Raw genomic sequence first — 12,601 nt, forward strand, 5'->3', positions numbered from 1 at the left:
CCTGGGAACGCTAAGCGACGCGCCAAGCCCTTGAATCTAGGCCGGTATTCTGACGACCACCTCGGCACTATCTCCGGCTTTTGGCTCGAAGGACGAAGATTTGGTCTTCGTGCCATTCACTTCAAGTGAGATGGCCCGGGCCTTTTTGTCGCGGACGACGCGTACTTTGATCTCGGCGCCCAGCATCTTCAGAGTTGCCGAATAGCCGCCCCAATGGCTAGGAAGTCTCGGCGTGAACTGGAGGCGCTGTCCGCGGCGCTCTATGCCGAGAATGCTCTCGACCGCGGCGCGATAAAGCCAGCCCGCCGACCCGGTATACCAGGTCCAGCCGCCGCGGCCGCCCTTGTCTTGCCCGGAATAAACGTCGGCCGCGACGACGTAAGGTTCCACCCGGTAGCGCTCTGCCGCGGCTTCATCGAGCGCATGGTTGACCGGATTGAGCATTGAAAGGCAACGGTAGGCATCGTCGGTGCGACCCATCTCGGCGAGCGCAATGACGAACCATGTTGCCGCGTGCGTGTATTGGCCGCCGTTTTCACGGACCCCTGGCGGATAGCTCTTGATGTAGCCCGGGTCCTTTTCCGTCTTCGAGAAGGGCGGGGTGAACAGTTTGACGATGTTGAGGTCGTCGTCGACGAGCGCTTTCATCGCCTGCGCCATCGCCGTGGTCGACCGCGCCGGGTCGCCCTCGCCCGAAAGCACGCTCCAGGACTGGGCGATCGAGTCGATCTTGCACTCGTCCGACTTGCGCGAGCCGAGCGGCGTGCCGTCGTCGAAGCTGCCGCGCCGATACCACTCGCCATCCCAGGCGGTGCTTTCCAGCGCCCGCTTCAGCACCTCGGCGTGCTTCGTCCAGGCCTGCACGCGCTTGGCATCGCGCTCCGCCTTGGCGACAGCGGCAAAGTCGCCCAGCGTCTTCAGCAGGAACCAGCCCAGCCAGACGCTCTCGCCCTTGCCGTGCTCGCCGACGCGGTTCATGCCGTCGTTCCAGTCGCCGCCGAGGATCAGCGGCAGCCCGGCTGGGCTGCTGCGCTTGACGGCAAGATCGAGCGCCCGCGCGCAATGGTCGTAGAGCGAGGCTGTCTTCTTCGAGATTTCCGGGATGAAGAAAGCATCGTGCTCGCCTTCGCCCAGCGCCTGCCCTTCGATGAAGGGCAGTTGCTCCTTCAGGATCGCGGTGTCGCCGGTCACCAGCAGGTAGCGGGCCGTGGCGTGGGCCAGCCAGACGACGTCGTCCGAGATCATGGTGCGGACGCCGGCCTCGGTGCGCGGCAGCCACCAATGCTGCACGTCGCCTTCGGGGAATTGCCGCCGCGCCGCATTGAGTATCTGATCACGCGCCAGCTTGGGGTCATGCGCCAGCAAAGCCAAGGTATCCTGCAACTGATCGCGGAAGCCGAAGGCACCGCTCGCCTGATAGAACGCAGAGCGGGCACGGATGCGGCAGGCCAGGCTCTGATAGGGCAGCCAGTGATTGACCATGGCGTCGAGTGCCTTGTCCGGTGTCTCGACCTGGATTGTGTCGAGAAAGCCGCGCCATGTGCGCTCGTTGTCGGCCAGCCGCTGATCGAAATCCCTTGAGCGATGGGTCTGCACCAGCGCGCTGGCCTTCTCGGGCGAGGCCGCGTCGCCGAGCAGCCAGAGCAACGTGACGTCGCCGCCGGCAGCGATGTCGATGTCGCGTGCGATGGCCGCGCAGGGATCGTCGCCGGCCTCGACACGGCCGGACAGGCCGGCGCCGCTCAGCACGGCATGCGGAAACTCGCTCGTGCCTTGCCTGCCGATGAACTCGCCGCGGTCGGCCGTGACCGAATGCACAGCACCGTCGGCGGCCAGAAAGGCGATCCGCTCGCCGAAATCGAGCCCATAGGGATTTTGCGCCAGCAATGCGCCGGTTGCGGCATCCCTCGACGGAACGATGCTTGCCGCGGTGCGCGAGCGATGGCCGCCGAGAACCCATTCCGCATAGGCGTAGACGCGCAGCCGCATCGGCACCGAACCCGAATTCTGGATGCGCAGCCGCGATATCTTCACCGGATCGACGGGATCGACGACATGGGTCAGGTCCATCGACAGCGGCCCGCGTTTTGAGCGGAACGTCGAAAAACCCTGCCCGTGCCAGGTTTCGTAGGTCATTGTCGGGTCACGCACCACGGCAGCCATTGGCGAGAACGCCCTGCCACTGGCGTGATCGTAGATATAGATGCCCTCGCCCGGCCGGTTGGTGACCGGATCGTTCGACCATGGCGTCAACTGATAGTCGCGGCTGTTGCGGCTCCAGGTGAAGGCAGCGCCTTCAGCCGACATGTGGAATCCGAACGATGGGTTGGAGATGACGTTGATCCACGGCTGCGGCGTCGTGCGCCGGCCGGCAAGACGCACGACGTAGTGGCGTCCGTCGCCGTCGAAGCCGCCGAAACCGTTCCATTGGTCGAGCCCGCTGCCGTCGACGCGGCCCTCGATCAGTGCCTGGGCGGCAGATGCTTGCGACGTCGGCACCGGCAAGGACGGCTCGCGAAGCGCTGCAAGGTCTGCCGGCTGGAGGGCGGCGTCCCGCGCCTGCAATGCCGCGGCCTCGGCGCGCTCGATCTGGTCGAAGATGGTGCCGTTGCGCGTATGCAGCACCACCCGAGCGACGGCGAGCAAGGTCCTGTAGGTCGTTTCCTCCATCAGATCGCGGCGCACCGCGAAGATGTGCTGGCGGGGTCCGAGCTCCTTGCCGCGCAACCGGCTGTTTTCGCACAGCGTCTCCACCGCGCGCTGCAGGTCCTGCACGTAGGATGACGCCTGCTCGTTGACGACGACAAAATCGATCATCATGCCGCGGGCGCGCATGTATTCCTGGAAGCGAAGCGCCTGGGCGACGATCTCCAGATCGGCGACATCGGCGATCCTGACCAGGAAAATCGGAAAATCGCCGGATATGCTGGTCGGCCACAGGCTGGACTGCCTGCCGAGCCCGGAGACGATGGATTCGCCCGGAAGGCGCAGGAACGGATCGGGATAGATCAGATAGCGCGCCAGCTTCTGCACATTGGCGGCGTCGGACAGGCTGAGGCCAAGGTGCCGGGTCTGCACCTGCGAGCGCGTCCAGGCGAGCATCGCCTGGCGGGCGAAGCTTTCGGGATGGTCGAGCCGTGCGATGGCGGCATCCAATTCGGCGCGATGGGTACCGACGACGGTCCAGAACGTCAGCGAAATCTTCTTGTTGGCCGGCACGCGCACCTGGCGGCGAAGCGATGCGATCGGATCCAGGGTGAAGCCGGAATGGCCGCCAAGCTTGGCGCCGGGATCAAAGGCAGCCGCTTCGGTGATGGTGCGGCCGCGGCCGATGAAGGCGCGCCTGTCGGTTTCCGCCTCGGCGTCTCGCGCCGATCCAGACGGGTCGGTGACGAAATGCACCATGGTGACGTCGGGTTCGTCCTTTTCGCGCTTGCCCCTGGTGGCGAAGATCGCGCCGTTGTTCGGCGCGATCTCGGTTTCCACGAACATCTTCGAAAAAGCCGGATGGGCATTATCCGAGGGCTCGGAGCCCAGCACCAGTTCGGCAAACGAGGTTACTTCGATATGCCGGTCGGCGGGGCCATCATTGTGGAGCGTCACCCGTCGGCCCTCACCATTGCCTTCCGAGATGACGATGCACTCGACTTCCGAACGCAGCGATCCAATCGATTTGACGAAGCTCGCCTTGTCGTCGGAGAACAGCGTCTGCGCACGCTCGCCGGCGGCGCGCTTCGGCTCGGCGGTGGCCGACCACCAGTCGCCGTTGCTGGCGTCGCGCAGGAAAATATAGGAACCAAGGCGGTCCTCGGTCGGATCCGGCTGCCAGCGCGTGACCGCAAGTTCGCCCCAGCGGCTGTACCCGGAGCCGGTGGCGGTCACCATGACCGAATAGCGGCCATTGGACATGACACTGGTCGAGCGGAGCGCCCTGAGCGGATCGAGCACGATGCGGGTATCCGGGCTTTCCAGCTCGGTCTCGTCCTTCGAGCGCTCGTCGGCCTCGGTCCTGACGGTCGCAGTCGGGATGTCGCGCGGCGCCCTTTCCTGCAGCAGCAATTCGGCCGACTCGATCACCGGATCGCTGTGGAAGCGGTCGCGCAGGCGCCCTTCGAAGATCGCATCGGCAACTGCGGCAATCGACATGCCGGAGTGGTGGGCCATGTAGTTGAGCACGACGGCGTGGTCGGTGCCCTCGGGAACGCGTTGCGGCGTGAAATCCACCGCGTCGTAAAAACCGTGCCGGCCCAGTGCGCCCAGCCGCCTGAGCTTGGCCAGGTTCTGGACGGATTCATGCGGCGTGAACTGCGCTGCCAGCACGGTCGCGTAAGGCGCGATCACCGTGTTTTGGCCAAGGCCGCGCTTCAGGCCGAGCCCGGGCACGCCGAAATTGGTGTACTGATAGGTTAGCTCGCGGTCGCGGGCGTTGTAGGCCGCTTCCGAAATCCCCCAGGGAACGTTCTTCGAACGGCCATACTGGATCTGGCGCTTGATGATGAGCTTGCTGGTCTGGTTGAGAATGCTGCCTTGCGGCTCCTTCATCACTAACGGCGGCATCAGATATTCGAACATCGAGCCGGACCAGGACATCAGTGCGCCCTGGAAGCCGATCTCGACGATCGGCCGGCCGAGCCGAAACCAGTGCTCGGTCGGCAAATCGCCCTTGGCGATGGCGAACAGGCTGGTCAGCCGCGCCTCGGAGGCCAAAAGATCGTAGCAGCTTTCGTCGAGCTGATGCTCCTCGACCCGGTAACCGATCGACAGGAGCTTGCGTTCGGGCCGCATCAGGAACGAGAAATCCATCTCGAAGGCGAAACGGCGCGTGCGCTCGCGCAACGTCAGAAGCTTGGCCCGCAATGCCGCGACGGCGTTTTCGTCGCTGTGCGCGTCGTGCACATGCGCCTCGCAGGTGGCTTCGAGCCTGGCCGCCCAATCGGCGATGGTGTCGCTCTGGGTCGACGCGGCCTCGGTGTGGATGGCTGTCGCGAGCTTGCGTATCTCGCCGGCCAGGACGGCCAGGTTGATGGTACGGATCGACGCCATCTCCGGCTGCGCCTTGATCAATTCGACCGCCCGCCGCATGCCGTCGAGACGGTCGGCGAGCCGCTGGCGCAAGGGCCGCAATTGACGCCGGTCGTCGGGCAGTTCCTCAAGGCTTTCGTCGAGGATGGTGACGGTGTCGAGGATGCCTTCGAAGTCGCCCTGCACATGCACCGACGGCGCTTCGGCCCATTCGGCGCAGGCAGCGGCCACGGCCACCAGATGGCCGGCGAGATTGCCGCTGTCGACCGCCGAAATGTACAGCGGGTAGAGCGGCTTCAGGGTCGTCGTGTCATACCAGTTGAAGAGATGGCCGCGATCGCGCGGCATGCTCTCGATGGTCGACATGGTCGCGTCGATGCGGTTGACGGCGTCGGAGAGGCTGATCCAGCCGAAATCGCGTGCCGAAATCACCGACAGCAGGTAGACGCCGATATTGGTCGGCGAGGTGCGGGGCGCCACCACGGGGGCCGGGCTTTCCTGGAAATTATCCGGCGGCAGATGGTGATGCTCGGCCGTCACGAAGGTCTCGAAATAGTGCCATGTACGCCGCGCCACGGTGCGCAGCGCGTGGATGTCGGCGGCCGATATGCGCAGGCGGTCCTCGGTTTCGGCCGAACGGCTGATCCAGCAGGCGATGGCGGGCGAGCCGATCCAGAACAAGGCAAAGAAGAAGGCGACGAAGGCGCCGGTGGAATCGGCCAGCACCGGGACGGCGAGGCCGACGACGCCTATGATCACCGCGCCGTACATGATGCTGTAGTAGGAGCCGAGATCGTTGTCGCCGCCCTTGTGTGCCTGCGAGGCGGTGCGCCATTCGAGCAGGTTCTGGCGGCTGACGAACAGGCGGTAGAGCGTGCGGATGATCGCGTCGCCCATCATCCAGGCAAGATGCGCCATCAGCACGATCTTCAGCGCCACCAGGGCAGTGCCGAAGGCAACGTCGCGTGCCAGTGCCGAGAAATGGCCCCGCGGCGTCTGGTCGCCGCTCTTCGGCAGGATGGCGTCGACGATGTCGAAAGTGGGCGCCATGAACAGCGTGAGGATCAGCAGCGCCTGCCATTGGGCGGCCTGCGTGAAGGGCAGCAGCGTCCAGCCGGCGATCGCGGCCATCACCCAGAAGATCGGCGTCACCGAGCGGCGCAGATTGTCCACCATCTTCCAGCGCGACAGCGCCGGCACGTTTGAGCGTGGGCCAAGAATGAAGCCCAGAAGCTGCCAGTCGCCGCGTGCCCAGCGATGGTGGCGCGACGCGTCGACCGAATAGCGGGTCGGATAGTCCTCGACCAGTTCGACGTCGGTGACCAAGGCCGAGCGCGCCAGGGCGCCTTCGAGCAGATCATGGCTGAGGATGGTGTTTTCCTCGATGCGGCCCTTCAGCGCCGCCTCGAAGGCGTCGACATGGTAGAGACCCTTGCCGGTGAAGGAACCGTCGCCGAAGATGTCCTGGTAGAGATCCGACACGGCAAAGACGTACGGATCGAGCCCGCGATTGGCGGAAAAGACACGCTGAAAGAACGATGCCTCGTCGCCACTGGTCAGCGACGCGGTGATACGCGGCTGCAGGATGGAATAACCTGCCGTAACCTCGCGCCGTGCGACATCGAAATGCGGACGGTTGAGCGGGTGGCAAAGCTTGCCGGCCAGCGCAGCGACGGCGTCGCGGGTGGTACGGGTGTCGGCGTCCAGCGTCATCACGTGGACGACGCTCTCCGGCAATGGCACTTCCAACGGCAGGAAGGTGGTGTCGCTGTCCCCGCGCAGCAGAAGGTTCAATTCGTGCAGCTTGCCGCGCTTGCGCTCCCAGCCCATCCAGACGCCTTGCGATGCGTTGTAGAGCCGGCGCCGATGCAGCAGATAAAAGCGCGGCGCCCCTTCCGAGGGATAGCGGGCGTTCAGCCTGGCGATTTCGGCGCGGGCGAATTCGAGGATTTCGACATCCGCCGTATCGATCTCGGTCTTCGAGTCCGGCCAGTCGGAAAGCAGCGCGAAATAGACTTCGCCCGCCGTGTTGGCGAGGTGATGCACCTCGATATTGCGGATGTTCTCCTCGACATCGTCGCGCGAGCCGATCAGCGACGGCACCACCACCAGCGTGCGCGCCTCGGGCGGCACACCGTGCCTGAAATCATAGCCGATGAGACGCGTCGGCTTCAAAAACAGCGAGACGACGGTGTTGAAGAATGCGAGCGCGCCTTCGCTGGCCGGCACCGCGAACAGGGCCAGCATCAGGACGATCGACGGCACCGACAGGCCGAGATTGGCAAGCGCATTGCCGGAAACGACCAGAAGCAGGACCGTCAGCGCAAACACCGGCACGACGATGCCCAGCCATCCGGTCTTGCGGAAGGTCCGGTTGAGCGTCTTGCCGATGGTCGGCCGGTAGCCGATCGACCGCTCGAGCTCCTGCCGGCGCGGGCCGACCAGAAAGAAGCCGACGTCGGTGTGAGCGATCGGACCGCTTTCGGAGCCCGGTGCATCGGCAGCATGGCCGGCGAGCTCGATCGCCCTTTCGGCAACGCGAAATTCGGAGAGATCGGAACGGCGCGCCAGCTCCTCGATCGCAGTCCGGTATTGGTCGCGCGAAAAGAAATCGAGCGCGGCGAAATCGGTGCGTTCGCGCAGCAAGGTGTCGATGCGGCTGACGCCCTCGAACCACACCGTCCAGTCGATGTCGTTGATCAGGCGCAGGCCGCGGATGATGTTGCCGGTGGTCACGTTGCCGCTGGACAGCGTGTGGTGCTCGCTGAGGATGATCTCCTCGGCGTCGGAGCCGGTCCTTTCCAGCTCGCCCTCCAGCCATTCCAGCGCCCTGCCGGCATTTTGCGAGCCGTCACGCAGCCGGTAGAGCAACTGGGTGGCGAAGGTGGTGTCCTGCGCATGGGCGCTGTAGTGGGAAAGTATCGCCTGCCGGTCGGCGCTGTCGTCCGTCGCCAGCACACGATCGGCGACCTCGTTGGCGATCTGGCGCAGTTCCCGCGTGCGATTGACGCGGACCGCGATCCGGCGAAGGTTCTCGATCAGGACGAAGCGCAGCAGCGATGGCAGCGCCCATAATTCGCCAATCTTCAGCGGCTCGATGGACTGGAAGCCTTCGACAATCGCCTTGAACATGGCCGACGAGACGGAACTGTCGGAATGCGCGACATAGGTCCACGCGACCGCCAGTGCGCGCGGCACGCTGGATCCATCCGACAGTTTCAGCGTCGGCAACTGGCGGTAGAAGCGGCGCGGCAGGTCGCGCTTGACCTGAAAAATGGTCTCCTCGACCAGGTAGTTGTTGTCGAGCAGCCACTGCGCCGCGGGCGTGATCGTTTCGCCCCTCGCCTGGGCAGCGTTGGTGGAACGGTAGACATCGAGAATTTTCCTGGCGCTGTCGCGGATGCGCGCCTGAAAATCGAAAGGCGTCAGACCGAACAAGTCCTTGGCGTCGCCATTGGCAAGGGCTGCGCCCAAAGCGCGCAGCCGATCTTCCGGCAGGAAATTGGAGCGTATCGGCACGTCGGTGACAGCCGGGAAGCTGGCGCTCGTCTTTTCGATCTGTGCGAGATTGGTCTGGATATTCATCTAAGGTTCCGTGTTGGGGACGCAGTGCGGCGTCACCGCCACGGCAATGTCCCTAAAACCGGTCCAAATGCAATTGGTTGCATCGCAACACTTGGCCGAAAGTTTGTTTCCGCGCCACGACAAGATGCCGTCTTTCGACAACTTCCAGGCGGCACTATGAGCATCGTTTCGGCTTCTGATCGGCGGAAGATTCAGGCTTTTTCGTGATGCAGCTACCAGCTTACGCGATATTTGGCCGGCGTCACGATCATGTTTGGAAACAGACGTTAATCGTTGCCGGCAATGCGGTCGATGCGGATCACGAACAGCATGGCCGGCCGGACCGGATCCAGGCGCGGTTCCGGCGCTTGCGCCCCGAGCAACAGCGCGTCGAGCGGCCCAAGTTGCATGGGCGCCGCGCCGGCCACGCTGAGTTCGCCGTCGACGCACAGGATGAGTGTTTCATCGGCTTCGGCCTGGATCTCCGTCGGAGCCGAAATCAGCAGGCGCTCGACCGTGTGGATCGCCCGGGCGCGGCGGGTCATGACGTTGAGGTCGGTGATCGGGCCGGCGATCAGCGTGGCTTGCGTCGGCACGTCGGCCGGAAAGGCAAGCGGTGCGGAAGCCTTGGTGATTTCGACCGGTAGCCGGCCGGCGATGTCGAGGATCACGCCCTCGCCTTCCAGCAACGCCAAGGTCCGGTCGACGCCGGCAAATCCGGAAAATGGGCCGCCGCCCTCGACCAGCGCCATCGAGACGCGCCAGTCGAAATCGTCGAGCCCGGCACCTGTCGGCGAGACGGCAATCTCCGTCGTCACCCCGCCGCCGTTCTTCCACGGCATCGAGCGGTATTCGGCTGCCCGAAGGATGCGCAAGGCGCGGCTCAGCCCAAAATGCCGGGCAGGTTGAGCTGGTTCTCCCGGGCGCACTCGATCGCGATGTCATAGCCGGCATCGGCGTGGCGCATGACGCCGGTCGCCGGATCGTTCCACAGAACCCGCTCCAGGCGCTTGGCCGCCTCGGGCGTGCCGTCGGCGACGATGACCATGCCGGCATGCTGTGAAAAGCCCATGCCGACGCCGCCGCCATGGTGCAGCGACACCCAGGTGGCGCCGGACGCCGTGTTGAGCAAGGCATTGAGCAACGGCCAGTCGGAGACGGCATCGGAGCCGTCCTTCATCGCCTCCGTCTCGCGGTTCGGCGAGGCGACCGAGCCGGAATCGAGGTGATCGCGGCCGATGACCACCGGCGCCTTCAGTTCGCCCCTGGCGACCATCTCGTTGAAGGCGAGGCCGAGCCGGTGGCGATCACCAAGCCCAACCCAGCAGATGCGCGCCGGCAGGCCCTGGAAGGCGATGCGCTCACGCGCCATGTCGAGCCAGTTGTGCAGATGGGTGTTGCCGGGGGTCAGTTCGCGTACCTTGGCGTCGGTCTTGTAGATATCCTCGGGATCGCCGGAAAGCGCTGCCCAGCGGAACGGGCCGATGCCGCGGCAAAACAGCGGACGGATATAAGCCGGCACGAAACCCGGGAAGGCAAAAGCATTCTCGAACCCCTCCTCCTTCGCCACCTGGCGGATGTTGTTGCCGTAGTCGAGCGTCGGCACGCCGGCATTCCAGAACGCCACCATCGCCTCGACATGCTCGCGCATCGACGCGCGGGCAGCTCTTTCAACGGCCTTCGGGTCGCTGGTGCGCTTCTCGCGCCACTCGGCCAGCGACCAGCCCTTGGGCAGATAGCCATTGAGCGGGTCATGCGCCGAGGTCTGGTCGGTGACGATGTCAGGGCGCACGCCGCGCCGCACCAGTTCCGGCAGGATGTCGGCGGCGTTGCCGACCAGGCCAACCGATTTCGCCTCACCGGCTTTGGTCCAGCGCTCGATCTTTTCCAGAGCCTCGTCGAGCGTGTCGGCGCGCTCATCGACATAGCGGGTGCGCAGCCGGAAATCGATGCGGTCGGGATCGCATTCGACGGCCAGGCAGCAGGCGCCGGCCATGACCGCGGCGAGCGGCTGGGCACCGCCCATGCCGCCGAGACCGCCGGTCAGGATCCACTTGCCCCTGAGATTGCCGCCATAATGCTGGCGGCCGGCCTCGACGAAGGTCTCGTAGGTGCCCTGCACGATGCCTTGCGTGCCGATGTAGATCCACGAGCCGGCCGTCATCTGGCCGTACATCATCAGGCCCTTTCTATCGAGCTCGTTGAATTTCTCCCATGTCGCCCAGTGCGGCACGAGATTCGAGTTGGCGATCAGCACACGCGGGGCGTCAGGATGAGTGCGGAACACGCCGACCGGCTTGCCCGATTGCACCAACAGCGTCTCGTCGTCGCCAAGCGTCTTCAGCGAGGCAACGATGCGGTCGAAATCGTTCCAGGTGCGCGCCGCCCGGCCGATGCCGCCATAGACGACCAACTCGTTGGGGTTTTCGGCGACATCTGGGTCGAGATTGTTCATCAGCATGCGCAACGGCGCTTCCGTCAGCCAGGCGCGGGCGTTGAGCTCGCTGCCGCGCGGGCTGCGCACTTCACGGATGTTGTGGCGAGGATCGGTCATGATTGTCCCTTTCGAGTGAGGTGCACCGCGCGTCAGCGTTCGGCCCAGGCGATCGCGGTTTCCAGGATCTTCTTCAGCGTGACGCGGATCGGCGCCGCGAATTCGGCCTCGTAAGGCACCGGCCAGTTAGCCGGTTCGCCCTTGCCTTCGGGCTCGCGCATATAGCCGCGGTTGGAGAGTTCCATCTGCAGCGCGTGGACGCCGGCTTGCGGCTGGCCGAAATGGCGCGTGATCCAGCCGCCCTTGAAGCGGCCGTTGACGACGTAGCTCTCGCCGGTTTCGGCGAGGATCTGGCCAACCGTCGCTTGCAGCGTCGGATCGGCGCTCTTGCCGTCATTGGTGCCGAGATTGAAGACCGGCAATTTGCCTTCGAAAAGGCGCGGCAGCACCGAGCGGATCGAATGGCAGTCATAGACGACGACCTTCCCATGCAAAGCGCGCAGCCTGTCGATCTCGGCCTGCAGAGCGGCATGATAGGGTACGAAGAACTTCTCGCGGCGTTCGTCGATCTCCGACGGTCCCGGCTCTTCACCCTTGCGGTAGAGCTGATCGCCGTCAAAGGTCTCTGTCGGGCAGAGCCCAGTCGTCGTCTGGCCGGGATAGAGCGAAACGCCGGACGGATCGCGGTTGACGTCGATAACGGTGCGCGAAATCGCCGTGCGGATGACGCTGGCGCCAAGATCAGCCGCAAAATCGTAGAGTTGCTCGATCCACCAGTCGGTGTCGCGGCGTGCGAGCCACGGCGAAACAAACCGATTTTCCAGGCCAGCCAGATCCGTGCCCGTATGCGGCAAGCTGACAAGCAGCGGCTTGGATCCTTCATGGACGGTAAGCCAGTCGCGCTCGTTCATGAAAAGTCTCCTTGCACTGGAGCTCTACGGCGCCCCCCTCTGTCCTGCCGGACATCTCCCCCACGCGGGGGGAGATTGGATGTCGCTTCGGCTTTCGCCAATCTCCAACGCTGAAGAAAAGGCGTTGTCGGTGAAACTGCCAATCTCCCCCCAAGTGGGGGAGATGTCCGGCAGGACAGAGGGGGGCGCGACAGAACGCGACCTTGCAATCGTCCGTGAACACCGACCTCGCTTTTTGCCGGTCGGAACGCATTTTGTTCTTGCTTTGTGCCGGCAGCTATGCTACTAAGTTCGGTATGGTGCTGATTCGGCCCGATGACCCGCCCTCGAGGCGGGTTTTTTGTTTCTGGCTGGACGTCGGCGGGACAGCGCCCCCCTCTGTCCTGCCGGACATCTCCCCCTCCAGGGGGGAGATTGGCAGCTTCGGCGCCTCGCTCAGTCCTGCAACGCTGGAGATTGGCGAAAGCCGAGACGACAGCCAATCTCCCCCCTGGAGGGGGAGATGTCCGGCAGGACAGAGGGGGGCGCGACAGAACGCGACCTGTCACGGCACACCGCCTCATGACGCAACGCCCGGCAGTTTCACCGCACCCGCAGCCTTCACCGCCGC

General features: G+C 64.6%; 4 protein-coding genes. All 4 read right to left on the reverse strand.

Annotation, left to right across the window (positions count from 1 at the left end):
• Nucleotides 1–36: 36 nt before the first annotated feature.
• Nucleotides 37–8,607 (reverse strand): glycoside hydrolase family 94 protein, encoded by an 8,571-nt coding sequence (locus NKI17_RS24455; RefSeq protein WP_352906914.1) that lies wholly within the window; start codon nt 8,605–8,607, stop codon nt 37–39.
• Nucleotides 8,608–8,873: 266 nt separating this feature from the next.
• The gene (locus NKI17_RS24460) at nt 8,874–9,461 is read right to left on the reverse strand and encodes a HutD/Ves family protein (RefSeq protein WP_352906915.1); all 588 of its coding nucleotides are present in this window, start codon (nt 9,459–9,461) and stop codon (nt 8,874–8,876) included.
• An 8-nt stretch (nt 9,462–9,469) separates the two neighbouring features.
• Nucleotides 9,470–11,140 (reverse strand): urocanate hydratase, encoded by a 1,671-nt coding sequence (gene hutU, locus NKI17_RS24465; RefSeq protein ID WP_352906916.1) that lies wholly within the window; start codon nt 11,138–11,140, stop codon nt 9,470–9,472.
• 32 nt (nt 11,141–11,172) lie between these two features.
• Nucleotides 11,173–11,991, reverse strand: coding sequence for an N-formylglutamate deformylase (hutG, locus tag NKI17_RS24470; RefSeq protein ID WP_352457142.1), 819 nt, complete (start codon nt 11,989–11,991; stop codon nt 11,173–11,175).
• Between the last annotated feature and the right edge of the window lie 610 nt (nt 11,992–12,601).

The organism is Mesorhizobium sp. M0816, assembly GCF_040320005.1.
Taxonomy (GTDB): Bacteria; Pseudomonadota; Alphaproteobacteria; order Rhizobiales; family Rhizobiaceae; genus Mesorhizobium.

What these genes read in the sequence shown, in the direction of transcription:
- NKI17_RS24455 (WP_352906914.1), bottom strand. Translation starts at nt 8,607, where the DNA reads ATGAATATCCAGACCAATCTCGCACAGATCGAAAAGACGAGCGCCAGC.
- hutU (WP_352906916.1), bottom strand. Translation starts at nt 11,140, where the DNA reads ATGACCGATCCTCGCCACAACATCCGTGAAGTGCGCAGCCCGCGCGGC.
- hutG (WP_352457142.1), bottom strand. Translation starts at nt 11,991, where the DNA reads ATGAACGAGCGCGACTGGCTTACCGTCCATGAAGGATCCAAGCCGCTG.